At 40.3% G+C, this 25,216-nt stretch carries 30 protein-coding genes; 8 read left to right on the top strand and 22 right to left on the bottom strand.

Annotated elements, in window-relative coordinates; genetic code table 11:
• Positions 1–35: 35 nt before the first annotated feature.
• Positions 36–794 carry a hypothetical protein gene (locus OFN67_RS05315; protein WP_270868769.1) on the top strand — a complete coding sequence of 253 codons (759 nt, stop codon included), beginning with the start codon at positions 36–38 and terminating at the stop codon, positions 792–794.
• Here the strand turns inward: OFN67_RS05315 and tilS are convergent.
• The 4 genes from tilS to OFN67_RS05335 all read right to left on the bottom strand — a co-directional run bounded on the left by tilS (position 741) and on the right by OFN67_RS05335 (position 2,926).
• A complete protein-coding gene (tilS, locus tag OFN67_RS05320; protein WP_270868768.1) occupies positions 741–1,778 on the bottom strand; it encodes a tRNA lysidine(34) synthetase TilS in 1,038 nt (345 codons plus the stop codon). The genes OFN67_RS05315 and tilS overlap by 54 nt on opposite strands.
• 62 nt (positions 1,779–1,840) lie before the next feature.
• Positions 1,841–1,966 (bottom strand): hypothetical protein, encoded by a 126-nt coding sequence (locus OFN67_RS05325; protein WP_270868767.1) that lies wholly within the window; start codon positions 1,964–1,966, stop codon positions 1,841–1,843.
• 24 nt (positions 1,967–1,990) lie between these two features.
• Complete coding sequence (locus tag OFN67_RS05330) at positions 1,991–2,485, bottom strand: hypothetical protein (protein WP_270868766.1); 495 nt, start codon at positions 2,483–2,485, stop codon at positions 1,991–1,993.
• A 9-nt stretch (positions 2,486–2,494) separates the two neighbouring features.
• Entirely contained in the window at positions 2,495–2,926 is a 432-nt protein-coding gene (locus OFN67_RS05335; RefSeq protein ID WP_270868765.1) for a hypothetical protein, read from the bottom strand.
• A 165-nt stretch (positions 2,927–3,091) separates the two neighbouring features.
• Here OFN67_RS05335 and OFN67_RS05340 point away from each other — a divergent pair, with 165 nt between their 5' ends.
• Positions 3,092–3,298 carry a transcriptional regulator gene (locus tag OFN67_RS05340; protein WP_270868764.1) on the top strand — a complete coding sequence of 69 codons (207 nt, stop codon included), beginning with the start codon at positions 3,092–3,094 and terminating at the stop codon, positions 3,296–3,298.
• A gap of 132 nt (positions 3,299–3,430) precedes the next feature.
• Here the strand turns inward: OFN67_RS05340 and rimO are convergent, their stop codons facing one another.
• Both rimO and panC read right to left on the bottom strand, forming a co-directional pair.
• On the bottom strand, positions 3,431–4,738 hold the full coding sequence (gene rimO, locus OFN67_RS05345) for a 30S ribosomal protein S12 methylthiotransferase RimO (protein WP_270868763.1): 1,308 nt from the start codon (positions 4,736–4,738) through the stop codon (positions 3,431–3,433).
• Positions 4,739–4,740: 2 nt separating this feature from the next.
• Positions 4,741–5,562: a pantoate--beta-alanine ligase gene (gene panC, locus OFN67_RS05350; protein WP_270858263.1), complete on the bottom strand. Its 822-nt coding sequence runs from the start codon at positions 5,560–5,562 to the stop codon at positions 4,741–4,743.
• 125 nt (positions 5,563–5,687) lie between these two features.
• Here panC and prfB point away from each other — a divergent pair, with 125 nt between their 5' ends.
• From prfB to OFN67_RS05370, 4 genes are all read left to right on the top strand, one after another.
• Positions 5,688–6,788, top strand: coding sequence for a peptide chain release factor 2 (gene prfB / locus OFN67_RS05355; RefSeq protein WP_270868762.1), 1,101 nt, complete (start codon positions 5,688–5,690; stop codon positions 6,786–6,788).
• Positions 6,789–6,809: 21 nt separating this feature from the next.
• The gene (locus OFN67_RS05360; RefSeq protein WP_270858261.1) at positions 6,810–7,130 is read left to right on the top strand and encodes a type II secretion system protein; all 321 of its coding nucleotides are present in this window, start codon (positions 6,810–6,812) and stop codon (positions 7,128–7,130) included.
• A gap of 10 nt (positions 7,131–7,140) precedes the next feature.
• Positions 7,141–7,578 carry a hypothetical protein gene (locus tag OFN67_RS05365; RefSeq protein WP_270868761.1) on the top strand — a complete coding sequence of 146 codons (438 nt, stop codon included), beginning with the start codon at positions 7,141–7,143 and terminating at the stop codon, positions 7,576–7,578.
• A 132-nt stretch (positions 7,579–7,710) separates the two neighbouring features.
• Positions 7,711–8,256, top strand: coding sequence for a hypothetical protein (locus tag OFN67_RS05370; protein ID WP_270868760.1), 546 nt, complete (start codon positions 7,711–7,713; stop codon positions 8,254–8,256).
• A 79-nt stretch (positions 8,257–8,335) separates the two neighbouring features.
• Here the strand turns inward: OFN67_RS05370 and OFN67_RS05375 are convergent, their stop codons facing one another.
• The 15 genes from OFN67_RS05375 to OFN67_RS05445 all read right to left on the bottom strand — a co-directional run bounded on the left by OFN67_RS05375 (position 8,336) and on the right by OFN67_RS05445 (position 22,178).
• A complete protein-coding gene (locus OFN67_RS05375) occupies positions 8,336–9,556 on the bottom strand; it encodes a 2-hydroxyacyl-CoA dehydratase (protein ID WP_270868759.1) in 1,221 nt (406 codons plus the stop codon).
• A gap of 2 nt (positions 9,557–9,558) precedes the next feature.
• Entirely contained in the window at positions 9,559–12,498 is a 2,940-nt protein-coding gene (locus OFN67_RS05380) for an acyl-CoA dehydratase activase (RefSeq protein WP_270868758.1), read from the bottom strand.
• Between the two features lie 186 nt (positions 12,499–12,684).
• The gene (rplS, locus tag OFN67_RS05385; protein WP_270858256.1) at positions 12,685–13,041 is read right to left on the bottom strand and encodes a 50S ribosomal protein L19; all 357 of its coding nucleotides are present in this window, start codon (positions 13,039–13,041) and stop codon (positions 12,685–12,687) included.
• A gap of 10 nt (positions 13,042–13,051) precedes the next feature.
• The gene (trmD, locus tag OFN67_RS05390; RefSeq protein WP_270868757.1) at positions 13,052–13,741 is read right to left on the bottom strand and encodes a tRNA (guanosine(37)-N1)-methyltransferase TrmD; all 690 of its coding nucleotides are present in this window, start codon (positions 13,739–13,741) and stop codon (positions 13,052–13,054) included.
• Positions 13,738–14,268 carry a ribosome maturation factor RimM gene (gene rimM, locus OFN67_RS05395; protein WP_270868756.1) on the bottom strand — a complete coding sequence of 177 codons (531 nt, stop codon included), beginning with the start codon at positions 14,266–14,268 and terminating at the stop codon, positions 13,738–13,740. The genes trmD and rimM overlap by 4 nt, the downstream gene beginning before the upstream one ends.
• Positions 14,261–14,503, bottom strand: coding sequence for a KH domain-containing protein (locus tag OFN67_RS05400; RefSeq protein ID WP_270858253.1), 243 nt, complete (start codon positions 14,501–14,503; stop codon positions 14,261–14,263). Before OFN67_RS05400 ends, rimM begins: the two co-directional genes overlap by 8 nt.
• A gap of 2 nt (positions 14,504–14,505) precedes the next feature.
• A complete protein-coding gene (gene rpsP, locus OFN67_RS05405) occupies positions 14,506–14,736 on the bottom strand; it encodes a 30S ribosomal protein S16 (RefSeq protein ID WP_270858252.1) in 231 nt (76 codons plus the stop codon).
• A gap of 80 nt (positions 14,737–14,816) precedes the next feature.
• Positions 14,817–16,148, bottom strand: coding sequence for a signal recognition particle protein (gene ffh / locus OFN67_RS05410; protein WP_270865094.1), 1,332 nt, complete (start codon positions 16,146–16,148; stop codon positions 14,817–14,819).
• Positions 16,149–16,209: 61 nt separating this feature from the next.
• A complete protein-coding gene (locus OFN67_RS05415) occupies positions 16,210–16,965 on the bottom strand; it encodes an RluA family pseudouridine synthase (protein ID WP_270868755.1) in 756 nt (251 codons plus the stop codon).
• The gene (gene waaA, locus OFN67_RS05420) at positions 16,946–18,109 is read right to left on the bottom strand and encodes a lipid IV(A) 3-deoxy-D-manno-octulosonic acid transferase (protein ID WP_270868754.1); all 1,164 of its coding nucleotides are present in this window, start codon (positions 18,107–18,109) and stop codon (positions 16,946–16,948) included. Before waaA ends, OFN67_RS05415 begins: the two co-directional genes overlap by 20 nt.
• Positions 18,106–18,813 (bottom strand): zinc ribbon domain-containing protein, encoded by a 708-nt coding sequence (locus OFN67_RS05425; RefSeq protein ID WP_270868753.1) that lies wholly within the window; start codon positions 18,811–18,813, stop codon positions 18,106–18,108. The genes waaA and OFN67_RS05425 overlap by 4 nt, the downstream gene beginning before the upstream one ends.
• A 10-nt stretch (positions 18,814–18,823) precedes the next feature.
• Positions 18,824–19,546, bottom strand: a complete 723-nt coding sequence (locus tag OFN67_RS05430) for a Nif3-like dinuclear metal center hexameric protein (RefSeq protein WP_270868752.1) — start codon at positions 19,544–19,546, stop codon at positions 18,824–18,826.
• The gene (gene glyQ, locus OFN67_RS05435; protein ID WP_270868751.1) at positions 19,543–20,415 is read right to left on the bottom strand and encodes a glycine--tRNA ligase subunit alpha; all 873 of its coding nucleotides are present in this window, start codon (positions 20,413–20,415) and stop codon (positions 19,543–19,545) included. Before glyQ ends, OFN67_RS05430 begins: the two co-directional genes overlap by 4 nt.
• A 9-nt stretch (positions 20,416–20,424) precedes the next feature.
• Complete coding sequence (gene purE, locus OFN67_RS05440; protein ID WP_270868750.1) at positions 20,425–20,919, bottom strand: 5-(carboxyamino)imidazole ribonucleotide mutase; 495 nt, start codon at positions 20,917–20,919, stop codon at positions 20,425–20,427.
• Entirely contained in the window at positions 20,916–22,178 is a 1,263-nt protein-coding gene (locus OFN67_RS05445; RefSeq protein WP_270868749.1) for a peptidase U32 family protein, read from the bottom strand. Before OFN67_RS05445 ends, purE begins: the two co-directional genes overlap by 4 nt.
• 72 nt (positions 22,179–22,250) lie before the next feature.
• Between OFN67_RS05445 and OFN67_RS05450 the strand changes: the two genes are divergently transcribed.
• Positions 22,251–23,036, top strand: coding sequence for a histidinol-phosphatase (locus tag OFN67_RS05450; RefSeq protein ID WP_270873984.1), 786 nt, complete (start codon positions 22,251–22,253; stop codon positions 23,034–23,036).
• 15 nt (positions 23,037–23,051) lie between these two features.
• Entirely contained in the window at positions 23,052–24,098 is a 1,047-nt protein-coding gene (locus OFN67_RS05455) for a DUF3137 domain-containing protein (protein ID WP_270868747.1), read from the top strand.
• 173 nt (positions 24,099–24,271) lie between these two features.
• Here OFN67_RS05455 and OFN67_RS05460 read toward each other — a convergent pair whose 3' ends face one another.
• Positions 24,272–25,162 (bottom strand): NAD(P)H-dependent glycerol-3-phosphate dehydrogenase, encoded by an 891-nt coding sequence (locus OFN67_RS05460; RefSeq protein WP_270868746.1) that lies wholly within the window; start codon positions 25,160–25,162, stop codon positions 24,272–24,274.
• Between the last annotated feature and the right edge of the window lie 54 nt (positions 25,163–25,216).

Raw genomic sequence — 25,216 nt, forward strand, 5'->3', positions numbered from 1 at the left:
ATTTTTGGTATAATTAGCATTTTTTAGGAGAAAAAATGGGACTTTTCAAGGCTAAATCTTTTCTAAGCGTAGCGCAAAATGATAGCGAGTGCGAATTTGTTTTTAGAAAACTTGGATTTAGTAAAAAAATCGTAGATGAAAAGACGCTCAAATTCAGCGTCGATAGTGCAACTGATTTTGCGGCGCAAATGGCGGAATTTAGGCAAGGGATTGCCAAGAGTTTGCACGCAAATATACTAATCGACGATCCAGCTCAAAGGGTGATTTTTTCTAGCGAGCCAGATAGGGCGGACGAGTGCTTTTATCAAAGCGTCGATAGCGATTTTACCGTGGAATTCCCGCGCAGTGCGACTACTAAAAGCGACGAGAAATTCGGCGCGAGCTTCAACTCTTATGAAAGCCTTTTTAAGGTGCTTTATTTTTTATACAAAAATCAGCATGAAATCGATAGTGTCGCGATGTTTGTGCTTAAATTTAACGACCGCGTGGCGTTTTTGGTGGCAAACAAAAAACGCGCCCTCTATGCCGATATGATTCTCATAGATGACGAAATAAAGGGCATGATGAGCGATAGCGATGAGTTGTTTTATGAGATTTTAAATTTCCAAATCGACAATTTTTACCAGTCAAAAAACAGCGAGTTTTTGACAAATGTTTTCATTTACTCAGACGGCACGCTCAGCAATGAAATCGGCTATGTGATTTTTACACGAATCCATATCAAAACAAATCTTATTAACCTAAATTTCGCCGATTTTATCAACAAAATCGCTATGGTTGAGGCCAGAAATTAGCCCTTCGCACTCTGCTAAAATTTCGCTTCTAGCGAAAATATAGGGGCGAATTAGTGGCGGGATTTTTAGAATTCGGCATTTTTCTTTGAATTTTTTATCCATTTTTGTTTTCTCAAATGGTGCGACGAAGTAGAATTTTTCGTTTTTGCAAACGCAAATTTTACCACTTATTACGCAATCTGTTTTTTGGATTTCTTTTCGTTGATTTTGGCTAAGAACGACGCCCAAAATTTTACACGCTTTATCTATTAAATTTAGGCTTTTTTGCGAATTTTCTAGCACAAAAAATTTATCTTTTTGATATATAAATTCGCCCATTAAATTTGCTTTGTCGAGCGATAAAAACTCAAAACTTTTAGCTAAATTTAAAGCGTATTTTTCTACGAATTTATCGCTAAATTCAGCCCTTACGGCATTCCTTGCAAATTTGGTATTTTCGTTTGAAATGTCGTTAAAAAATTTGATTTTATTTTCGCTTAAAAACTCTAAAATTTGCGTTTTGCTAATGTCGTAAAAAGGTCGCACGAGTGTGAAATTTGTGCGATTTTCGATTTTTTCAAAGCCAAGCAGATTTGCTAGACCCGCACCTCGTCCAAGTTGCATTAAAAACCACTCAAATTTATCATTTAGCTGATGAGCGGTGATAAGCGTATTAAAGCCAAATTTAACGGCAATTTCATCAAAAAATTCATAGCGAATCTTCCTGGCTTGATTTTCAAAATTTGAACTATTTTGTAAATCAAGCGAAGCGGTTTTGATAAATAAATTCACGCCGAATTTCTCGCAAAGCTTTTTTGCACTTGCTTCTTCTTCATTGCTTTGTTTTCTAGTTTTATAATTCACAAAAGCACAATCAAATTTAACGCCCAAATTTAAAAGCGTGTAAAAAAGTGCCGTGCTGTCGCTACCGTGCGAAAAGGCAAGTAAATTTTTCCTACCACGCAAAAAGTCCAAAATCTCGATGTCAATGTTTAAGGTTTTCAAAATCTTTCTTTCTAAAAATATCTGTAATGATAGCTAAAAAGTGATTAATTTTGAATTTTTTGTCATTGCGAGACTTTGTGAAAGCAAAGTCGTGGCAATCCAGCAAACGGCAAAGCCGTTTTTGTAGGGTTGGCATTTGCCATACAATTTTGATTTGCCAAATTTTTCTGTGGTAAGGATTTGCTCATCCTATGCCTAACAAATCTAGCCGTTTATTTACCGTTATTATCAAATTTTTCTTTTAATTCTATCAATAAATTTTTAAAATGGTTATCTTGTAAATATTCTGCAAATTCTATCAAAATGTCAAATTCGTCATTTTTTTTGATATTTTGTAGTACTGCTTTATTGTTATTGTTGCCACGCAAAAAATCTTTAAAAGCCGACATAGTATTTTCTATTGTCTCATAATTATGAAATGGAATAACTCTTTCATTGTCCTCTGCATAAAAATAAAACCAACGAATATATGCTTCATAAGCTAATTCATTATATGTTATCTTACCGTCTCGATATCTAATGACAGCTATATCTTCCTTTCTGTCTTTATCTTTTGAATTTTTAATCTTTTCTATAACTTCATTAAATTTAGCTTTTGCCTTGTCGCTAAATTTTTTCTCAACCAAAAAATCAGACCATTTACCCACAATATTATTTTTTGCAGTATGTTCTTTTATTTTTTCTAAGCATAATTCTAGATCTTTCATATATTGCCTTTATTGATATTGAGTAATTTTTACTTTTAAGGTTTTTCCGTCATCTGTATAACGAGCAGAGTAATTTAAAGATAAATCAAGAAATTTGGCTTCACAACGCGATTCTCTATCTTGTTGTTCAATAGTATCGATTTCAGTTAGCTTTGCTTGTTTTAGTTCCTCTATATCTTTAAGCAATTTTTCTTTGTTAATATCCTTGCACACATAAAATTGCATCACTTCTTCGACTGACAGCTTCTTTTCTAAGGCAGCGCAAGCACAATACCTACCGCCTCCGTTGCAAATACCGTTTGAAAATATTATTTTTTTCACGGTTTCTTTTACATCGGTATCGCCACAACTTGGGGCTTTTGGTTTTGCTCCTATTCCGTCATCGCCACAACCAGAAAACAATATTGCACCAAAAATCATACAAATCAAATGTTTTTTCATTTTTACACCTTTAATAAAAAATCTTACTATTATACCAAGCTTTTACTTAAATCTTATAAAATTTAAGGAATATATCCCTTTAAAATTAAAAATACAAGTATTATTTCCTTTGTTAGATACAAAAACTTTTATCCGTATAATTTCTGCAAAATTCAAGGATAAAAAATGCCAAAAAAATTAACGAAACGGGATATTTGTGGGATTTTGGGGATTGATACAAAAACGCTGTATAATTGGCGCAAAAACAAGCCCGAACTTTATCGCATTGTTATGCTTGGATTTAAATTTGATGAACTTCTGAAAGCCCACGAAGAAATTTACACTGAACTTTTAAAAATAGCCGAAGAAAATAAGGAATTTAGGTTGAAATAGTTTTTGTCATTGCGAGAATTTGCGTAGCAAATTCGAAGCAATCCAGCAACGGCAAAATCGTTTAATCAAATGTTGTTTAAATTTACTGGATTGCCACGAATTTTTGCTTTCGCAAAAATTCTCGCAATGACATTAAATTTGTTTTGTGATTTTCCCTATGAGTTTTCCGCCGACGAATTCGCCAATCTCGCACTCATATAGCTGTCCGATTTGCAAATTTTGTATCTCGCTTTCGTTGATTAAAATCTCTCCGTCGATGTCTTTGTCCCAAAGAGCTAGTTTTGCGCCGTAAAAAAACTCACCTTCACTGCTAATGCCTGTGATTTCCACGATTTGCGTGGTGCCTACAAGCCCGGCAAAACTCTCACAAATCGCTTTATCCACGATTTTTTCGATTTTATTTAGCCGTTTTGTGATAACGCGAGTTGGAATTTGCTCCATTTCACAACTTGCTGTGTCTTCTTCTTTGGAGTAAGCAAAGGCTGAAATTCTATCAAATTTAAACTCGCTTAAAAACTCGCAAAGCTCGTTAAACTCGCTCTCGCTCTCACCCGGGTGTCCGATTATCACGCCGGTTCGCAAAAACGAATTTGGTGCCAAACGCATTAAATTTAGCAAATTTAAAATTTCATTTTTAGCATTTCCACGCTTCATAATTTTTAACATTTCGTCATTTATGTGCTGGATCGGCATATCGAAATAATTCACAAAAACGGGTGAGCCTATGATAGTTTTAATCAAATTTTCGCTCGTCGTGGTCGGATAAAGATAAAGAATTCGCGCAAATTTAACGCCTTTGATTTTTTCTATGCGTTTAATCAGTGCGATTAGCCCGTCTTTTTCGCCCCTATCTCGCCCATAGCTGCTCGTATCTTGCGCGATAAAGCTAAAATCATAAAATCCCTGTGCGACCAAATCCCTGACTTCGGCTTCGATGTCATCTAAATTTCTGCTTTTTAAACGCCCCTTAAAAGTGGGAATTGCACAAAAACTGCATTTTTGGTTGCACCCTTCGGCGATTTTAATGTAAGCGTGAAAATTTGAACCAGTGATTACCCTTTTTTGCGTGGTTTGCAAGTAAGTATTAGGCGAAAATAGATTTTGTTTTTTAAGTATCATCTCATCGATTTTGTCATAATCCCCGACACCGCTGAAAATATCGACTTCGGGAAGCTCACGCATAAGCTCGTCTTTGTAGCGCTCCATAAGACAGCCAGTTACAACCAAAACGCCGTTTTTTTTCTTAAATTCGGCGAGTTCGAGTATGGTTCGGATACTTTCTTGCTTCGCCGAAGCGATAAATCCACAGGTATTTACTATCATAACATCGGCGTTTTGGGGCTCGGAGACGATTTCGTAGTTTTGTAACCTACCTAGCATAATCTCGCTATCGACGAGATTTTTATTACAACCAAGGCTTACTAAATAAAGTTTTGGCATTTTTACAACCAAATATTATCGATTAGGCGTGTTTTGCCGACCTTTGCGGCGACAAGGATAATGGTGTTTTTAGGCTCGATTTGGTCTAAAATTTCGAAATTTCTATTTACAAACGCGATATAATCGACCTCTAATGGCTCTAAAATCGAAAGCATTTTATCCTTTAAAATGCTCGTGCTAATCTCGCCTTTGGCGATTAGATTGCTAGCATTTAAAAGTGAGCGTGAAATTTTAAGCGCTAGCATTTTTTCCTCTTCGTCCAAATACGCATTGCGCGAGCTTAGAGCCAGTCCGTCGCTCTCTCTGACGATTTCGCATGGCACGATATTAATATCCATTAAAAAGCTTTTTACCATATTTTGCACGATAAAGAGCTGTTGGGCGTCCTTTTTGCCCATATAGACATTGTTTGGGCGAACGATATTGAAAAATTTATTCAGCACCATACACACGCCGTCAAAGTGCCCTGGGCGGGTTTTGCCCTCCAAAATTTCAGATGTCGGGCGCACCGCTATGATTGTTGGTTCATTATCTGTGTAAATTTCGCTAACTTCTGGGATAAACATAGCGTTTATGTCTAAATTTTCGCAAATTTTAATATCTGCTTCTTCGTTTTTTGGATATTTTTCGTAATCCTCGCCTGGTAAAAACTGCGTAGGATTTACGAAGGTCGATACGATTACGATGTCGTTTTCGTTTCTGGCTTGTTTGATTAGGCTTATGTGTCCAGCGTGCAAAGCCCCCATTGTAGGGACGAAACCCACATTACCACAGGCATTGGCACGAAATGCTCGTAACTCTTCTACTGTTCTTATGATTTGCATATTTACTTCCAAATTTTGAAATTTAAAGGGCGATTATAACTCAAAAAAATTAAAATTTAACTCTGGGTTAAAAGGGTTAAAAGCTTTAAGCTGTTATAATCTCGCAAAAAATTTAAAGGCAAAACTTGGATAATTACGAATATAGCGAACTTTTGAAAAACCTTGACATAAAAATCAATAATATTAGCTCGATTATCAAACCAGATGAAATTAGCGCGCGCTTAGAGGAAATTTCAAAAATCGAAGCGGACGAGAAATTTTGGAGCGATGTGAAGCTAGCAACTCAAATCGGACGCGAAAAGACCAAAATCAGCTCGGTTTTGGCGAAATTTAAAAAGGCAAATTCTGCGCTTGATGATGCGCGTGAAATTTACGAATTAGCCCTTAGCGAAAATGATGATGATACGATAAACGACCTTTTCGAGGGCGCAGGCGAGCTAGAAGAGGAAATTTCAAATTTAGAGTTAGCGATGATGCTCGGTGGCGATGACGATGACAAAAACGCGATTATCACTATCCACCCAGGAGCTGGTGGGACAGAGAGTTGCGACTGGGCGGGCATGCTGTATCGTATGTATAGTAGGTTTTGCGAGAGAGAGGGCTTTAAGGTAGAGGTTTTGGATTTCCAAGAGGGCGATGAAGCGGGGATTAAAGATGTGAGCTTTATCGTGCGTGGCGAAAACGCCTATGGGTATTTAAAGGCCGAAAACGGAATCCACCGCCTAGTGCGAACAAGCCCATTTGATAGTGCAGGGCGTAGGCACACGAGCTTTTCAAGCGTCATGGTAAGCCCTGAGCTAAACGATGATATTGAGATAAATATCGAGGATAAGGACATTAAAATCGATGTTTTTCGCGCTAGTGGGGCAGGTGGTCAGCATATCAACAAAACAGAAAGCGCTGTTCGCATAACTCACTTAGCCACTGGGATTGTGGTGAATTGTCAAAACGATAGAAGCCAACACAAAAATAAAGAAACGGCAATGAAGGTGCTAAAATCGCGACTTTACGAGCTTGAACTTATGAAAAAACGAGAAGCAAGCGATAGTATCGAAAAAAGCGATATTGGCTGGGGACATCAGATTCGCTCTTATGTGCTTTTCCCGTATCAGCAGGTCAAGGACAACCGCTCAGGCGAGGCGTTTAGCCAGACTGATGCGATACTTGATGGCGATATAAAAAAGCTAATCGAGGGCGTTTTAATTTCGCAAGCAAACAAACAATAAATTTCATTAGAAAGGATTAATATGAGTGAAGAGGGAATTCTTCTAGCATTAGGTTATACTTCAAGCGAGGCGGTGATAGCGCAACTTCGCGGTATTTTGTCAAAATGTGATTTCACAGACACAGAGTTGGAGCACATCGTTACACTAAACGATAAGCTTAAAATTTATGATGCTTACATCGCTATGTCAAATACAAATCCGTATTTTAAAATCAAAAATGAGGCCGCTACAAAAGAGCGCAAAGAGGCTGTTGTAGATATGATCAAGGCTTGGTCGGATAAATTTAATATAGCCTTAGAAAAAGTGCCGAACAAAGACACTTACTATATCTTAGGCAGATAAAGGATAGCTTATGAAAAATTTAATCGCTGTGATGATTGCAGGATTATTTTTAGCAGGTTGTGTCAGCAATGCACCAAAAAGCGCAGTAAGCGCGCCAAAGGCTGGAAAATACAGCTATAACGAGATCCAAGACGGAATTCGCCCAGCCAAAATCGAGGGCAATATCGTCCAAAGCGACGCTTGCAGAAGCGGAAATGGTCCGTTGTGTTTTAGTTTTGCTGAATCAATGTATGCCAAAGGCGATTTCGGCTCAGCTGCAAATGCCTATAATATGGCGTGCGTAGGCACTCAAAACTTCCCAGCTTGCATGAAATTAGCTGAGATGTTCGAGCGCGGACAAGGCGTGCAACAAAACACATTTAATGCAATCGATCTTTACCGCGTAACTTGCTACCACGGATACAAAAACGCTTGCGCAAATATGAGGCGCTTGGGTTATAACGGCTAAATTTAGCCAAATTTGGGGCGAAATTTTAAAATTTATCAAATTTCGCCCTAGCTTTCAAATTTAAATTTCATAAACAAAAAATTTAATCACGCAAATGTAAAATTCGCTCCGATTTTATAAAGGAGATACAAAATGAAAATTTTAAAATTCGCAATTCTTGGCGCGATTGTCGGTCTGTTTTTCACAGGCTGTGCGCACACGAGAGCCTCAGGTAGCGTGGTGTATGATAGCGGAAGTCCGTATTATAGGGGGTATTACGAGAGCGATTATTACTATGACAGAGGATATCGCCGTCGTCCTGTGATTTATGATAGACGCCCAGTTATCGTGGATAGGCGTCCTGTCGTGGTAGATAGACGCCCAGTCGTGGTTAGGGGCAATCGCCACAGCCATATAAATACTCGCCCGCACACTCGCCCAGCCATCTCTCCGCGTCCGCACACTCATCGCCCAAGCGATAAATCAATCCGCCACGAGCGCGAAATCCGCAAAATTCATGCTAACAACGGCGAACGCGAAATGACCTTGCATCGGGCTAGAAGGGAAGCGGAAGTTATCAAAGCAAGCTCTCGTTACAAAGAAATCAAAAGGCGCGAACGCGAGGCTAGGAGCTTTGATAATGACAACGGCGAACGCCACAGAAGCGCGCACAGAGATATAAAACGCAGAACAAGATAGATGAAATTTGGCTAAATTCATTGAAATTTAGCCAAATTTGGCTGTTAAATTTAGCCAAATTCTCACAAAATTTTAAAATTTAAAATTCCCTATTTGCATTTGAAAGCATTAATTTTATGCGGTTTTCTTGATTTACTGCACTTGCGCCCGGGTCGTAGTCGATTGCGGCGATGTTGGCGTCTGGGTAGTTTTGCTTGATTTTGCGTATCATGCCACGCGCGATGATGTGATTTGGCAGACAGCCAAATGGCTGGGCGCAGACGACATTTTGCACGCCTTGCTTCATAAACTCGACCATTTCAGCTGTGAGTAGCCACCCTTCGCCCATTTTCACGCCGTGGCTGATGTATCCCTCAGCGGCTGCGCGCACCTCTTTAAATGGCGTTGGCGGACGAAATCCATGTTTTTTCATAGCGCGAATTAATTTTTTTTGGCAAAATTCTAAAATTTTAGCGACCCCAAGGCTACCCCAATACGCCGCACCGCCCTTGCCATAGAGCTTTTTGTCATACACAGCATCATAAATGCAAGTCAGCACGAAATCCATTAGTCCGGTATTTACTGGCTCTGCGTTTTCTTTGATGAGGTAAGCATTTAAGCCGTTGTTGCCGATAGGGGAGTATTTCAGATAGATTTCGCCCACGATACCAACCCTGATTTTTGGCTCGTCAGAACGCTCTATTTTGGCGAAATTTTGCAAGATATGGCTAAAATTTTTATTTAGTTTGAAAAATGACTTTTGATTTGTCAAATTTGCGATAAATTCGACCATTTTTTCGTAAATTTCGTTCGTTTGATTAGGAATTTTTTCGTATGGTTTGCATTGATTATATAGATTCATCATCAAATCGCCGTAAAAAATCGCCACAAACAGCTTGATTAGCGCCATTTTGCTCAGCGCAAATCCATTTTCATCTAGCGAGCCAAAATTTAGCGAGATCACCGGTACATAGCCAAAACCGCTCTCATTTAGGGCTTTGCGAAGCAAATTTATATAGTTGCTCGCCCTGCACCCGCCACCTGTTTGGCTTATGAGAAGTGCGACCTTGTGCGTGTCAAATTCGCCACTTTTTAGTGCATCGATAAACTGCCCGATTACGAGCAGGGCAGGGTAGCACATATCGTTATGGACATTTCGCAAGCCCTCCTCGACGATGTTTGCGCGGTTGTCCCGTAAAAGCACGCTTTTATACCCCTCATCAGCCAAAACGCTTTTCATAAAGCGAAAATGCGGATCGATCATCGTAGGGATTAAAATCGTGTGAGTGCTTTTCATATTTTTTGTAAATTTCGCAAACATCATTAGCCTTTTTGTATAAATTGAGCTTTTTCGCGCTCTAACATTGTCGCTTTTAGCGAGCGTAGGCGGATTTTAACAGCCCCTAGATTTGTAACTTCGTCGATTTTAAGCTGAGTGTAAATTTTGCCATTTGCGCGTAGCAGATCGCGCACTTCATCGCCTGTAATCGCGTCTATCCCGCACCCAAAGCTTACGAGTTGCACGAGTTGCATTTTAGGGTATTTGCAGATAAATCTAGCCGCGCTATACAGCCTGGCGTGGTATGTCCATTGATTTAGCGATTTGGTTTGCACCTGCATTAGCGGCAGGCTATCCTCGCTTAGCACGATAAATCCGAGAGAATTTAAGTAGCGATCAATCCCGTGATTTACGCTTTTGTCGATATGATATGGTCTGCCAGCAAGCACGATTGCGCTCAAATTTTGCTCGCGGATTAAATTTAGCGTTTCTTCGCCTTTGATTAAAACCGTGTTTTTGTAGTTTTCTAGCTCTTTTTTGCCCTGAAATACGGCGTTTTTGATGACATCAAGCTTAAATTTAAACCCTAAATTTGCTAGCTCTTTTCGCATAGTTTTGGCAAAAAATTCAGGCGCATTTAAATCTAGGTGCGGGTATATAAACGCCCGCTCGTCTAGCGCGCTGACATTTGCCTTGATTAGCTCTGGGTAGTATGCCACCACAGGGCAGTTGTAGCAGTTTTCGCTGATATTTTCGTCTAGGTTGTAGCTCATACACGGATAAAATATAAAATCGACATTTTGCGCTAGCAAGTCGTAGATGTGGCCATGCACGCTTTTGGCTGGGTAGCAGACTGTGTCGCTTGGTATGCTTTGATTGGCCAAAAACAGCGTCTCTTTGCGTGGTTTGCGAGATAGAGCGACGCTCATGCCTAAATTTTCAAAAAACGCACTCCAAAACGGGATCATCTCATACATATTCAAAACAAGCGGAATTCCGACCTTTGGCGCGCCGTCTTTTGGGAGTTTTTTGTATTTTTTCAAAAGCTCGTTTTTAAACTCGAACAAATTCGTAATATCGTTTTTGATAGCCTTACCTGCGCCTCTTTCACATTTATTTCCGGTGATAAATTTCGAATTTTCAAAATGCGTGATTGTAAGCGGGCATTTGTTTGTGCAAAGCTTGCAGGTATCAAATTCGCTTTTGTGCGTAAAAAGTGCAAGTTTTTCGCTCGTGATTAAATTTGAGCTCTCCGGCGCATTATCGCGCGCAAAAAGCGCAGCCCCATACGCGCCCATAAGCTCGCTGATATCGAGCCTGATGACATTTTTGCCAAGCTCTTTTTCAAAGGCTCTTAGCACGGCATTGTTTAAAAATGTCCCGCCCTGAACCACGATATTTTGCCCTAAATCGTCGGAATTTCGCACACGAATTACCTTGTAAATCGCGTTTTTAATCACACTAATTGCTAGTCCTGCGCTGATATCTTCCACACTCGCGCCGTCTTTTTGGGCCTGTTTGACAGATGAGTTCATAAAGACCGTGCAACGGCTACCAAGCTTGGCTGGGTGCGAGGCGAAAAGCCCCATTTTGGCGAAATTTTTGATTTCATGGCCTAGCGAATTCGAAAATGTTTGCAAAAACGATCCGCACCCTGAACTGCACGCCTCATTTAGCACGATAGAATCGATATTGCCGTCTTTTATCGAAAAGCATTTGATATCTTGACCGCCGATATCGATGATGAAATCGACCTTGGGGTTGAAGTGGCGCGCCGCGCTGTAATGCGCGATGGTCTCAACTATGCCGTAATCAAAGCCAAATGCGGTTTTGATTAGCTCCTCGCCATACCCCGTAACGCCTGAGCTTTTGATTTTTATGCGCGAGCCACAAAGGGCGTAAATTTCGGCTAGTTTTTCTTGTAAGATATTTATCGGATCGCCCTTGTTTGATGAGTAAAATTTGTATAAAAGCTCGTAATTTTCGCCGATTAAAACGACCTTAATCGTCGTGCTGCCACAATCCACGCCCAAATACGCGCTCCCAGAGTATGAGGCGATGTCGGCTTTGGGGACACTCGCTTTTTCGTGGCGGGCGATAAATTCGTCAAATTCGGCCTGCGAGCTAAACAGAGGCTCCTCTGATTCTAAAAGCTCTTTGTTTGGGCTTTTTTGCAAAAGTTCTATGATTTTGTCTAAATTTAGCGCAGTGCCTGTTTTTTTGGCATAAATCGCTGAGCCATACGCCACGAAAAACGGCCCGATATCAGGGAAGGTGGCGTTTTCGTCGCTTAAATTTAGCGCCTCTTTGAAGCGTTTTTGCAAACCTTTTAAGAAAAATAGCGGTCCGCCTAGAAACAAAATATTGCCCTTAACCTCGCGCCCTTGGGCAAGTCCGGCGATTGTCTGCTCGACTACGGCTGCGTAAATGCTCGCACTTATGTCTTCTTTGCGCACGCCTTGATTTAAAAGAGGCTGGATATCGCTTTTGGCAAAAACCCCGCACCGAGAGGCGATAGGGTAAATTTTGCTCGCGTTGAAGCTTAATCTGTCTAGTTCAGCGATATCTAAATTTAGCAAATTTGTCATTTGATCGATAAACGCGCCAGTTCCGCCAGCGCACGAGCCGTTCATACGCTCCTCGACCCCGCCTGTGAGAAATATAATTTTCGCGTCCTCGCCACCTAGTTCGATGACGATATCGGTTTTAGGAAACATCTGCCTAACTCCTAGCGAAGTGGCATAAACCTCTTGGACAAAGGGAATTTCGCAGTTTTTGGCGATACCCATACCGGCTGAACCTGCTATGGAAAGGCTGAAATTTTCGTTTGGATATCTTTTTTGGATTTCTAAAATTCGCTGTAAAACTAGCTCTTTTGGTTTGGCTAAATGTCTTTGGTAGGTTTTTTCTAAAATTTCATTATTTTCATTTAAAATTACTGTTTTTACGGTCGTGGAACCAACATCAATGCCTAGATATATCATAATTCATCACTCTTGAAAATTTTATTGAAATTTTACAAAATTTATTAAAAAAATAAGCTATGTAAAATTTAAATTTCGTGATTTTATACATTGTTTTTAAACGAAAATAAAATAATGATAGATTTTATCTCATTAGCGAGATAAAATCCTATTTTGCGCAAATTCGCGCTGAATTTTGGGCTAAAATTATTTTCTAAGTTCTTTAATTTTAGCAGCTTTGCCTTGTCTGTTGCGTAGATAAAATAGTTTTGATCTGCGGACACGACCACGGCGTAATACTTCGATATTTTCGATACTTTCGCTGTAAATTGGGAAAATTCTCTCTACGCCAACGCTGTTAGCACCGATTTTGCGGATGATAAATGTCTCGCTTACGCCTTCACCGCGTCTAGCGATACATACGCCCTCGAAATTTTGAACACGGCTTTTGTCGCCTTCTTTGATTCTGATAGCGACTTTTAGTGTATCGCCAGCACGAAAATCAGGCACAACTTTGTTTGCAATTTGAGCATCTTCAAATGCTTGAATATACTTGTTTTTCATAAAATGTCCTTTATTTTTTGGCGATTTTTCGGTACATATCCACCCGAAAGTACCTAGTTTTCATTAGCGCCATTTGATTTTTTAAACTGTGCATTTTAGCGTGATTACCCTTTAAAAACTCTGAAATTATAGATAAATTTTTAAAAATATCAGGTTTTGTGAAAGAGGGTGCCTCTAAAAGCCCATCTTCGAAGCTCTCTTCATCAAGCGAGGCAGTATTTCCCAAAACACCGGCTAAATTTCGGCTTATAGCATCGCTCATACACAGCGCGCCAAGCTCGCCACCAGTTAAGACAAAATCCCCTATGCAAAAAACTTCGCTGACATACTCTTCGATTATGCGCTCGTCGATCCCTTCGTATCTGCCACAAATAAAGCAAATTTCGCTCTGCCCAGCTAGGCGTTTTGCGTCGTTTTGGGTAAATTTTTTGCCAACTGGGGTTAGGTAGATGATTTTTGCGTTTGGGGAAGTTTTTTTAAACTCATCAAGCGTCCTAGCTAGGGGTTCGGTGCCGATTAAAAGACCTGCGCCTCCGCCTATCATATAATCATCGACCTTTTTGTATTTGTTGGCAGTAAATTCTCTGGGATTTAAAAAATTTAGCTCGATAATGCCCTTATCAACGGCTCGTTTTAAAATCGAGTCCTCAAAATATGGCTGGATTAAATTTGGAAAAAGGCTTACGAAGGTAAATTTCATGAATTTTCTAAAATCGCCTTAGCGTTTTTGGTTAAAATTTTGCGCTCATCAAGTGAAATTTGAACTACAAAATTATCTAGGTATGGCACAAAAAATGTGCTAGCAAGCCCCAAATTTACAAGCTCGCTCGCTGTTTTTACCTCGAAAAGATACGCGCTACCACTCTCCATTATATCGCTTACTTCGCCCAAAATTTCGCCATCTTCGCAAACGCTAAGCCCCAAAATATCAAAATAGAAAAATTCGCCTTTTTTTAGCGGACAATTTTTTCTGGTGTTTTCGATAGTTTGATAAAGGGTTTTATTTACTAAATTTTGGGCTAGTTCAATGCTCTCAAAACCTACGAATTTCACAGTGGAATTTGATTGTAAAAATGTAGAAATTTCCAAAATGGTGCCATCTTGTAAGTAAAATTTGGCACCTTTTTTAAATTGTTTTGGGAAATCGCTTTTATCGTGAAGTCGCAATGCGCCTTTTAGGCCGACTGTTTTGCCGAGCTTAGCGACTTCGAGCAGGTTTTTAGGCATCTTTGGCTTTAACCGTGATTTTGTAGTTACTCGGATCCTTGGCCTTATAGCCCATGATGACCGTTTTTATGGCGTTAATCATTTTGCCGTCTTTGCCGATAAGTTTGCCAGTATCGGCCTTATCAGCGTAGATGATAATCTCTGTGAAATTATCGCCAGATTTTAGCTCGGTAGAAATCGAGTCTGGGTGATCTACGATTAGCTTTGCGTATTCTTTTATAAAGTTTTCAACCATGATTATTTGCTTGTGATTTGAGCAACTCTATCGCTTAGTTTAGCGCCTACGCTTTTCCAGTAAGCTAGTCTTTCGCTATCTACTTTGACATTGTTTTCGTCTTTTAGAGGGTTATAATAACCGATAGTCTCGATAAAACCGCCGTCGCGTCTTTTTCTGCTATCTGTTACAACTATACGATAAAAAGGTTTTTTCTTTCTACCTAATCTTGTTAGTCTAACAACTGTTGCCATTTTTTCTCCTTGAAATTTTTAAAGTTTTAGAACTTGTAAATACCCAAAATTTGGGCATTGATAAGCTCTAAAACCGAGAATTATCTCGGTTTTTGCACAATCGAGGCTAGCCCTTGCATACCGCCTTTTGACGAGAATTTTTTAGCAAGTTTTGCCGCGTTTGTGAATTGTTTCAAAAATCTATTGACCTCGACCTGCGACAAACCTGCGCCTTGGGCAAGTCTGCGTTTGCGAGAATTGTTCAATAAATCTGGATTTTCGCGCTCTTTTGGCGTCATAGAATCAATCATTGCCTTGATATGTCTAATCTCTTTTGAATTTTCCAAGTCGATATCTTGGATTTTGTTTGCCATGCCAGAAAGTCCAGGAATCATACCGATTAAATTTTTCATATTTCCTAGCTTTTTGACGCTCTCTAACTGCGAAATAAAGTCGTTGAAATTAAATTCGCCTTTTTTGATTTTTTTGTTTAATTTTTTTGCCTCTTTTTCGTCGAAAACAGCGGCTGTTTTCTCGACCAATGTCGCTAAATCGCCCTCTCCCATGATACGGCTAGTGATACGATCTGGTATGAAACCCTCTAAATCAGCGACCTTTTCGCCTGTTCCGATAAATCTAAGTGGAATTCCTAACTGATGTGCGATTCCAAGGGCGATTCCGCCTTTTGTATCGGCGTCAAATTTGCTCAAAATCACACCGCTGATTTCAAGTACTTCGTTAAATTTAGCCGCTGTTTTCACGCCGTCTTGACCGCTCATCGCATCAGCGACATAGAAAATTTCATGCGGGTTAATCTCTTTTTTGATATTTGAAATTTGCTCCATTAGCGCTTCGTCGATTGCGAGGCGTCCAGCAGTATCGACTAAAAGCACATCATATAATCCAGCTTTTGCCTTTGCAAGGGCCTCTTTTGCGACTTTGATAGGGTTTGTTTCGTTATCTAGGGCAAAGAGATCGATCTCGTTTGCTTCGCAAAGTTGTTTTAGTTGCTCGACGGCTGCTAGGCGTTGCAAGTCGCAAGCTGCGATTAGCACCTTCTTTTTTCTAAGTTTTAAGAAATTTGCGAGTTTTACTGTCGTGGTTGATTTACCGCTACCTTGCAAACCTGCCATAAGCACGATTGTAGGGTTCGTATCAGCAAAAACAAAGCCCTGATTGCTGCCTTTTGGCGCTGTTAAAATCATGGTTAGGTTGTTTTTGATTGAATCTAAAAATTGCTTTTGACCGATTCCGTTGATTTTGACATCGGCTTCTACTAATGCTATGAAATCTTTGGTTACTTTGTGATGAACATCTGCCTTCAAAAGTGCCTTTTTTAGGGTGTCAAGCGCATTTTTGAGCGCTTTTTCATCATCGATTGTTTTTAGCTTATTAACCGCATTTTTAAATGATTCACTGATTATCTCAAACACTATCGTTCCCTTATAAAATTATTAAACCTACGATATTACCAAAATTTAACTTAAATAGCTGTTAATATTGCATATTTTTTGGTATATTAAAGCCAAATTCGTTAAATTCGCCCTTTAATGGAGCGATAAATTTAAGCCCTAAAATTTCGGTTTGGTATGAGTGCAAAAACATACGCTTTGATTTGCTTTTGGCGTATTTTTCATCGCCGATTATGCCGTGAGCGAGGCTGGCTAAATGCACCCTGATTTGGTGTGTGCGACCAGTTTCGATTGTGATTTTGACAAAGGATTTTTTACCGCTTACCATGAGCGGAAAAACATTTGTAATCGCCTCTTTGCCGTTTGGCGAAATTTTCGAAATCGCGCCGGATTTGCCCTTGATTGTGAGGATTGGGTCGGTGATTTTGATCTCTTCGCTGACTATGCCATTTACGAGCGCGAGGTATGTTTTTTTCACGCGCATGGCTTTGAATTCGTTTATCGCTTTTTGGCGAAATTCTTCGTTCTTCGCTAGCATTATCACGCCACTTGTCCCCTTATCAAGGCGATTTAAGAGAGTTGCGTGATAAATTTTTTCTAAATTTTCGCACTCCAAAAACGCAGGTTTATCCACGGCGATGATGTTTTCGTCCTCATAAATTAGCTTTGGTTTTTCTATTTTTGCGACGCTAAAAATGGTTTTTTCGCTCATCATTTCGCGCGCGACGCTAAGCTTTTTGCCGTGCGCGCTCACAAGTCCAGCATCGATTAGCGCCTTGGCTTCGTTGTTTGAAATTTTTTCTTGGATTGCTAGAAGTTTATAGGCTTTTTCTTGCATTGATTTCGTCCTTTATGATTTTTATAATGCGCCCTAAATCGCAAATTTGCAAAATTTCACTCTTTTGGGGTGGGTTTTTTAGCGCGTTACCAAGCTCGCTAGCTTCGCAAATTTTGATATTTTTTACTAGATTATACAGCGCGTTTTGGTTGTGAAAATACCTGCCGCTGATGATTTTAGCGCCAAAGTGTGCTGGCTCGATTGGATTGTGTCCGCCGATATTTGGTACGAAACTGCCACCAAGGATTACAATATCGCTAATGGCGTAGAAATTTATCAGTTCGCCGATTGTATCAAGCAAAATAAAATCGCTTTTGAAATTTTTGTTTTCGCTAAATTTTTCAAAACTCAAATTTAGCTCATCTGCCCAAATTTTCGCGATTTTGGCGCAGTGTTCGAAACGAGCAGGGTGGCGCGGGGCAAGGATAAATTTGAAATTTTTGTTATTTTGCGCGAAATTTTTTAACCCGGCTAAAATCAGCTCTTCCTCGCCCTCGTGCGTGCTAGCAATCGTGATAGTGGTGCAGTTTTGAAATTTTGGCAAAATTTTGCTTGGAGAGCTAGAATTTGCGCTTTTGATATTTCCAGCTACGATTATGTTTTTTGCGCCAAGTTCCATTAGGCGGGCTTTATCGCGTTCGCTTTGGGCTAAGACCAAATCAATATTTTCAAAAATTTTATTGTAGTAAAATTTAAAGCGCAGATAGTTTTTGTAGCTTTTATCTGAAATTCGGGCGTTTAAAAGCACGACAAAAGAGCCGTTTTTTTTCGCGCTTCGCACTAAATTTAGCCACAACTCAGCCTCGAAAATCACGGTAACTTTGGCCTTTTCTAACCAAAATGGAAGCAGGTTTTCAAACGGCAAAAAGCGCGAGTTTTGCGTGATTTGCTTCGCTGCTGCAAAGCCCGTGTCTGTGGTCGTGGTAAGGGCGATATTTTCAAAATTTGAGATTAAGTTTTTAAGCGCATTTACCTCGCCAAGACTGCAAGCGTGAAAATGCACATCACAGGGGTTGAATTTCGGATTTTTAAATAGCAAAAACCTAGCAGGAAGGCTTTTGTGATATTTTTTTTTGAGGGCTAGCACCGCCAAAAACGGCAGTGCAAGTAGCCAGATAAGAAAAGAAAAAAGTGTATAAATCACTCTGCTTCTTTGTATAAAATTCTGCCACAATATGGGCAAGTTACGATATCATCGCTTTTGATAACTGCGCTATAAACTCTGTCATTTAATCTCATAAAACAACCATAGCAGGCTTGTTTGCGCACTGGAACGACAGCTGTGTTACTAGCCCATTTGCGGATTTTTTCGTAGAAGGATACGGTTTTTGGATCCATTGATTTGATTAGTTTTTCGCGAACTGAATAAATTTTTGATCTGCTCTCCTCGACCTCGCCCATTTGGGTGCTAACCTCTGCTTTGATCTCTTCGAGTTCGGCTTCAAATGCGCTTTTTTGCGTCTCTAAATCAGCGATTAGGGCTTTTTTGGTTTCGACATGTTTTTCTAATCTATCAATTTGCTCGTTTGCAGCACTTAACTGCTCTTTTGTGATATCGACCTCGACGCTAAGGGCTTTGATCTCTTTTTCTGTTTTTAGTGAGGCTGATTTTTTCGCGCTACTTTTTGATTTAGCGTTTAGCTCTGCAATTTGAGCGTTTGTGAGTGAAATTTGCTCACTTAACTCCTCAATTTCACCGTTTAGCACATCGATTTCGTTTTTGGCTTTGTCGATTTGATTAACTTTCGAATTTAGTCTTGCTTGGGCTGCTTCGATTTTTGGCTTGAAGCTGTCTAGTTCTTTGTCGTGTTCGCACAGCTCGACTAACTGATTTAGATATTTGTTCATGATTTTCCTTTTAGTAATATTTAAATGGATTTTTTTGTTCGTTTATTATAACTTTTATTTTATCTTTTGGCAAGTGTGGAGCAAGGCAAGCCCCAAAGTAGCGCTCACTTTCAAAGTGATTGATATCTATCAAACAGACCTTGTTTTCTAAATTTTGTATCGCACTATGATATTTGATATCACCTGTGATGAAACAATCCACGCCTAAATTTTCATTTAATTCGCTTCCACTTCCTGTGCAAAGCGCGATCGTTTTGATATGCGCTTTGGCATTTACAGCCCTGATTATAGGCATGTTAAATTTGGCTTTTATGTCGCTTACAAGCTCATAAAAGCTCATATCCACGCGCATGAATTCCAAAAATTCTCTGCTTTCATAAATTTCATAGCCCAAAATTTCACGCGCGACATATTTATTTAGCAGATGTTTGTCGAAATTCGTGTGCATGGCAATGACGCTGATGTTTTTTTGGATCAGTTTGTAAATCAAATTTGAGGGATAAATTAGCGGATTTAGCGATTTTAATCCCTTGAAAATCAGCGGGTGATGAACGATGAGAAGCGAGCCTGGCCAGGCTTTTTCCACTAATTCGCTTGTAACATCTAGACTTAAATAAATATCGCTAATCTCGCTTCCTGCTTCGCCTAGTAAAATTCCGCTATTATCCCAACTCTCGGCGTCTTCGAAAGGCGCGAGAGTATTTAGAATTTCATAAATTTCGCCAAGTTTCACGAATTTTCCTCGGCTAAGCTTTTTAGGTATTTTTCTGAATCAGCGTAGCAAAGTGCGCAGTTTTTCGCCATATCACGGATTTTTAGGATATAGTCTTGTCTTTGGGTTACGCTGATTGCGCCTCTGGCATCAAGGACATTGAAGGTATGCGCTGCTAGCATGCAGTAATCATACGCTGGTAGAGCCAGTCCCTGCGCTAGGATAGATTTGCACTCGGCTGAGGCGTTTTCAAACTGCGCAAAAAGCCTTCCTGCGTCTGCGACTTCGAAATTGTATTTAGAAAACTCAAATTCGCTTCTTTTATGCACATCGCCATAAGTTACATTTTCGTCCCACGCTATGTCATAGACATTGTCCTTGTTTTGTAGATACATGGCAAGTCTTTCAAGCCCATAAGTGATCTCGCCACTGATTAGCTCGCAAGGGATTCCGCCTACTTGTTGAAAATATGTGAATTGCGTAACTTCCATGCCATCTAGCCAAACCTCCCAGCCTAGCCCCCAAGCGCCAAGAGTTGGGCTCTCCCAGTTATCCTCGATGAAGCGAATATCGTGTTCTTTGAGATTTAGCCCCAAACGCTCCAAGCTTTTTAAATACAGCTCTTGGATATTATCTGGGCTTGGTTTTAAAATCACTTGAAATTGATAATATGCGCCAAGACGGTTTGGGTTTTCGCCATAACGCCCGTCAGTTGGGCGACGGCTCGGTGCTACATAGGCTACATTCCACGGCTTATTTCCGATAGCGCGCAAAAATGTCGCTTGGTGGTATGTGCCAGCTCCACTTGGCATGTCATAAGGCTGGACAAGTAAGCAACCTTGCTCGTGCCAGTAGTTTTGAAGTGTTAAGATGATTTGTGAAAATGTCATAGCTTTCCTTTATAAAATTATTTCGATACTTTGCGAATCTTTTTGCAATGCTTCTGCCTGCTGCGCTCTGTTTGCAAGCAGTTTTGCAGCTAAGCTCTCATCGCTTAGGGCTAGGATTTGCACGGCTAAAAACGCTGCGTTTTTGGCTCCTGCCTTGCCGATAGCTAGGGTCGCTACTGGGATACCGCCGGGCATTTGCACTGTGGCATATAGCGCGTCCATGCCCCCTAGCGCGCTTCCACCAAGAGGGATTCCAAGCACAGGTTTGGTTGTGTTTGCCGCCACAGCTCCTGCTAAATGAGCTGCCATGCCAGCAGCGCAGATAAATACCTGCGCGCCCTTTTTCTCGGCGTTTGCGACATACTCGGCGGTGCGTTTTGGTGAGCGGTGAGCGGAGCTGATTATCATTTCATAAGCCACGCCAAATTCTTTTAGGATTTTCGCGCACTCATTTACGATTTCGTAATCGCTTTTTGAACCCATTATTATCGATACAAATTTCACTTTATTTCCTTTCTTAAAAAGCTAAATTCTGGCAAATTTGCAGGAAGTTTGATTTCGTTTAAATTCCCGCTGTGAATTTCGCTAAATTCTTTATTATTTCTGGCAATCAAACGGCTAAATTTGATAAATTTTTTGCCCCCATTTTCAAAAATTTCGCCAAATTCGTTTTGGCAAGGCTTAATTTGCGCCCCGTGTGGCGCGAAAATTTCATAAATTTCGCCTAGCGCGATTTTATCTTTGACGCTGATAAACTCGCCGTCATTTGAAATAGCGCAGACTTGGTGCGTGCCTTCCTCGATACTGGTGTTTAAATTTTGCGTATCGTTGCGCTCATAAGGGCGTTTGATGAGGTATCCGTCGCTAAAACCGCGATTTTTCAGCGTCGCTAGCTCGCTTTCGTAAATTTCAGGCTCAAATTTACCGCTGGCTGCGTCATCGATCGCGCGTCTGTAAGCGTTCGTGGCGCATGCGACATAATATTCACTTTTGGTGCGCCCCTCGATTTTGAAGCTATCAATCGCGCCTGTTTGGAGGATTTTTTCGGCGTGGCTAGCTAGTTTGAGATCTTTGGCGTTCATTATGTAAGTGCCCTCTCCCTCGCACTCTTGCAGGCGAAATAGGGCGTTATTGTCGTTACTTTTGGCGTAAATTTCGTATTTGAAACGGCAATCGTTCGCGCAACTGCCTCTGTTGCTAAATCGCCCGCTTTGAACCGCGCTGATTAGGCAACGCCCGCTGTAAGCAAAGCACATCGAGCCATGCACGAAAATTTCGATTTCTAAATTTGGCAAATGCTCTTTGATTAGCACGGCGTCTTTTAGCGTCATTTCGCGCGCTGCTACTATGCGCGTAGCCCCTAGCTCGCTCCAAACCTGCGCGTCAAGCCAGTTTAGGACATTTGCTTGGGTCGAGATATGTAGCGGAATATCTGGGGCGAATTTTTTTGCCAAACGCGCTACGCCAAGGGTCGCGACCAAAATCCCATCTACGCGCAAATCTTGCAAGTATTCAAGGTGGCGCGAGAGAGTGTCGATTTGGACATTTGTGGGAAATCCATTTACCGTGGCGTAGATTTTTTTGCCCATTTTATGGGTAAAACAGACGCCCTCTTCAAAGCTAGTTTTATCAAATTCCTTTGCGCTTCTTTGGCGAAGCGAAAACGCCCCCGTGCTCGCATATACAGCGTCTGCGCCATAAGATAGGGCGATTTTTAGTTTAGTTAAATTTCCTGCTGGACTTAGAAGTTCTGGTTTTTTCAAAAATAATCCTATAAAATTTTTTAAAGCGTGATTTTACTACAATTTAGCAAAAAAATATTTTAAGGAAGCAAAATGAAGGTCGATTTACATAACCACACAACCCTTTGCAACCACGCTAGCGGAAGCGTTTGCGAGTATGTGCAAAGAGCGTGCGAGCTGGGGTTTGATATCTATGGATTTGCTGATCATACGCCGATGAATTTCGACGAAAAATATCGTATGAGCTTTTCGCAGATGAGCGAATATGAGCGTATGATAAATGAAGCAAGGTCGAAATTTGGGGATAAAATCGAAATTTTAACCGGCTATGAAGTGGATTTTATGCGAAATCGCGCGCTTATTGATGAGCGAGTTTTGAGGCGCAAATGCGATTACTTAATCGGTTCGGTGCATTTTTTGGATAATTGGGGCTTTGATAATGAGGAATTTATCGCGCAGTGGAGCGAGCGCGATATAGACGATATTTACGCTGAATATTTCGCGCTGATTTGCGCTCTGTGTGATAGCGGTAAATTCGATATTTTGGGGCATTTTGATTTGATTAAAATTTTTAAATTTACCCCTAAAAAGGATATTAGGATACTAGCGCGCGAAGCTGTGAGGGCTGTGAAAAAAAGCGGTATCACGCTAGAATTAAACGCTGCTGGACTTCGCAAAATGGTAGGCGAGATTTACCCAAGCGACGCGCTTTTGGCTGAGTTTGCGAGTGCGGGTGTGGATATTAGCTTTGGCTGCGATGCGCACGCTGTGGCACAAGTGGGCTTTGGATACGATGAGCTGACGCGCAAGGCTAGGGCGTTTGGCTGGGATACGGTGGCTGTATTTCGCTCACGAGATAAAGAGCTAGTGAAATTTTAAATTTAAGGCAAGAATTTGGATATTTACGAACTAGAAAATTTAAGAAAAAATACTTTAAAGGAAATTGATAATTTAAAGCCTTTTGTTATTTTGGGGACTTTTATAATTCCGTTACTAGTTTTTTTATTACATTTATCATTTAACGATGTTGAGCGTTGGGCTTTTTTCTCGTGTTATATTATGTTATTTTTTATATTGTTATCATTTTTTAATATTATAAATTTGATGAAACAAAAATATGATAAAGTCTTATTAATATCGTATGTTTTGCCTATTGTATTAGGAATTTTTATAGCAAATTTTGTGAATAATGCTCCACATTTTTTTGTAATTACTCTTATGATATTTTCTATGTTTTACTTTTATACTTCAATTATGCACAACATAAGAATAAATAAGTCTAAGATATATAGACGCTCATTTAAAATGAAATATTTATATCATTATTTAAAAAATATTGGTTGCAAATACATACCAGAAGGTGGAATTAATTTAACAGCGATTAAAAGTAGTAATTTATTTGAAGCAATTACTTTAATAAATGAAAACGATAAGATTATAGGTCAATTTGATAGTGTTAAATTTGAAATGTGCGATGTGGTATTGCGAGATGATAGCAAAAATAACAATGCCAATGAGCTTTGGGGCATATTTTTTTATGCAGAATTTAATAAGCAAACAAATTCGGAGCTTTTTGTAGTATCTAAAAATACAGAAGCACTAAATATCAAAAAATTCAAAAAAATCACAATGGACGACACCAAATTTAACGCTACTTTTAGCGTTTATTGCGATGATATGCAAAATGCAATGTATATTTTAAGTCCTGCGTTTATGAAGCGACTTTTGGATTTGAAAAGACGGCTAAATTTCCCAATCAGCGTTAGTTTTGCGGGAGATAAAATTTATATATTTTTAGATACGGGCAAGGATAATTTTGAGCCAGACATCGATAAAAGCGTCTTGCACGCAAATCCAGCTTTTACCATAAAACGCGAACTTTCGCACTTTTTATCTATCGTAAAAACTCTAAATTTAAATACAAGAATTTGGAAAGTGTGAAATTTGGCTAAATTTAGCGTGGAATTTCGTAGAATTTTGCCATTTTGGTGGCTATGAATTTAAAATTTGTAGATTGCCACGCTCGTTTCACTCGCTCGCAATGACACTTAGAAGCGAAATTTCGGCGCAGTATCTTAAAATTTGCGAAGCGGAATTTAAAATTTCACTAAATTTTAGTGTTTTTTCAGCAAATCTTGCAGGCTCTCTTTGACATTTTTTCCGTCTAAAATTTTGCCTACTTCGCTTGAAATCGGCGTGTAAATCCCATGCTCTTTGGCGATTTTTTCGACTGCGCGCGCAGTATATACCCCCTCTGCGACCTCGCCAAGCTCGCTTAAAATTTGCTCCAAGCTTTTGTTTTTAGCTAAGCCTAGCCCCACGCGGTAGTTGCGCGAAAGCTCGCTAGAAGCGGTCAAAAACAGATCGCCAACCCCGCTAAGACCCAAAAATGTGTCGTCCTGCGCGCCAAAAAACTTGCCAAATCGTGCGATTTCGACGATTCCGCGCGCGATGAGGCTGGCTCTGGCGTTATTTCCTAGCCCCAGCCCGTCGCAAATCCCGCTGGCTATGGCGATGACATTTTTATACGCGCCACAGATTTCTGCGCCGATGACATCGGTGCTGGCGTAGGTTTTCATGTATGGTGGGAAAAGCTCTGCGATCGCTTCGGCGAGGGCGAGGGTTGTCGAGCTTACCACGAGGGCGCAAGGCAGTTTGCGCGTAACTTCGCTCGCAAATGAGGGGCCTGAGAGGTAGGCGAGGTTTTGCGCGCTCGTGTGGCGCTCGAAAATCTCGTTTAAAAACCTGCCGCTGCTGGCCTCGATGCCCTTTGAGGCGACTAGGATTTTTTGGTTTTTGTTTGTGAAATTATGGGCCAAAAACTCCGCCGTGTGCTGAGCGGCGATGACAAATACTAGCATTTCGCAATCCAAGGCTTCTTCGATACTGACGAAATTTGGCAAATTTCGCGGTGTGCGCGAGGTTATGACGCACTCGTTTTTTTCGCTTAACGCGCCACAAAGCGCACTTCCCCATTTACCTGCCCCGATGATTGCTATTTTCATAAAATTCACTTCCAAATTTAAAATAAACATGCGAATTTACCCAAAATTTGATAA

This window comes from Campylobacter sp. JMF_11 EL3, from assembly GCF_027736965.1.
GTDB lineage: Bacteria > Campylobacterota > Campylobacteria > Campylobacterales > Campylobacteraceae > Campylobacter_B.

What these genes read in the sequence shown, in the direction of transcription:
- OFN67_RS05315 (WP_270868769.1), top strand. Translation starts at nt 36, where the DNA reads ATGGGACTTTTCAAGGCTAAATCTTTTCTAAGCGTAGCGCAAAATGAT.
- OFN67_RS05325 (WP_270868767.1), bottom strand. Translation starts at nt 1,966, where the DNA reads ATGAGCAAATCCTTACCACAGAAAAATTTGGCAAATCAAAATTGTATG.
- OFN67_RS05330 (WP_270868766.1), bottom strand. Translation starts at nt 2,485, where the DNA reads ATGAAAGATCTAGAATTATGCTTAGAAAAAATAAAAGAACATACTGCA.
- OFN67_RS05335 (WP_270868765.1), bottom strand. Translation starts at nt 2,926, where the DNA reads ATGAAAAAACATTTGATTTGTATGATTTTTGGTGCAATATTGTTTTCT.
- OFN67_RS05340 (WP_270868764.1), top strand. Translation starts at nt 3,092, where the DNA reads ATGCCAAAAAAATTAACGAAACGGGATATTTGTGGGATTTTGGGGATT.
- rimO (WP_270868763.1), bottom strand. Translation starts at nt 4,738, where the DNA reads ATGCCAAAACTTTATTTAGTAAGCCTTGGTTGTAATAAAAATCTCGTC.
- panC (WP_270858263.1), bottom strand. Translation starts at nt 5,562, where the DNA reads ATGCAAATCATAAGAACAGTAGAAGAGTTACGAGCATTTCGTGCCAAT.
- OFN67_RS05360 (WP_270858261.1), top strand. Translation starts at nt 6,810, where the DNA reads ATGAGTGAAGAGGGAATTCTTCTAGCATTAGGTTATACTTCAAGCGAG.
- OFN67_RS05365 (WP_270868761.1), top strand. Translation starts at nt 7,141, where the DNA reads ATGAAAAATTTAATCGCTGTGATGATTGCAGGATTATTTTTAGCAGGT.
- OFN67_RS05370 (WP_270868760.1), top strand. Translation starts at nt 7,711, where the DNA reads ATGAAAATTTTAAAATTCGCAATTCTTGGCGCGATTGTCGGTCTGTTT.
- OFN67_RS05375 (WP_270868759.1), bottom strand. Translation starts at nt 9,556, where the DNA reads ATGTTTGCGAAATTTACAAAAAATATGAAAAGCACTCACACGATTTTA.
- OFN67_RS05380 (WP_270868758.1), bottom strand. Translation starts at nt 12,498, where the DNA reads ATGATATATCTAGGCATTGATGTTGGTTCCACGACCGTAAAAACAGTA.
- rplS (WP_270858256.1), bottom strand. Translation starts at nt 13,041, where the DNA reads ATGAAAAACAAGTATATTCAAGCATTTGAAGATGCTCAAATTGCAAAC.
- trmD (WP_270868757.1), bottom strand. Translation starts at nt 13,741, where the DNA reads ATGAAATTTACCTTCGTAAGCCTTTTTCCAAATTTAATCCAGCCATAT.
- rimM (WP_270868756.1), bottom strand. Translation starts at nt 14,268, where the DNA reads ATGCCTAAAAACCTGCTCGAAGTCGCTAAGCTCGGCAAAACAGTCGGC.
- OFN67_RS05400 (WP_270858253.1), bottom strand. Translation starts at nt 14,503, where the DNA reads ATGGTTGAAAACTTTATAAAAGAATACGCAAAGCTAATCGTAGATCAC.
- rpsP (WP_270858252.1), bottom strand. Translation starts at nt 14,736, where the DNA reads ATGGCAACAGTTGTTAGACTAACAAGATTAGGTAGAAAGAAAAAACCT.
- OFN67_RS05415 (WP_270868755.1), bottom strand. Translation starts at nt 16,965, where the DNA reads ATGCAAGAAAAAGCCTATAAACTTCTAGCAATCCAAGAAAAAATTTCA.
- OFN67_RS05425 (WP_270868753.1), bottom strand. Translation starts at nt 18,813, where the DNA reads ATGAACAAATATCTAAATCAGTTAGTCGAGCTGTGCGAACACGACAAA.
- glyQ (WP_270868751.1), bottom strand. Translation starts at nt 20,415, where the DNA reads ATGACATTTTCACAAATCATCTTAACACTTCAAAACTACTGGCACGAG.
- OFN67_RS05450 (WP_270873984.1), top strand. Translation starts at nt 22,251, where the DNA reads ATGAAGGTCGATTTACATAACCACACAACCCTTTGCAACCACGCTAGC.
- OFN67_RS05460 (WP_270868746.1), bottom strand. Translation starts at nt 25,162, where the DNA reads ATGAAAATAGCAATCATCGGGGCAGGTAAATGGGGAAGTGCGCTTTGT.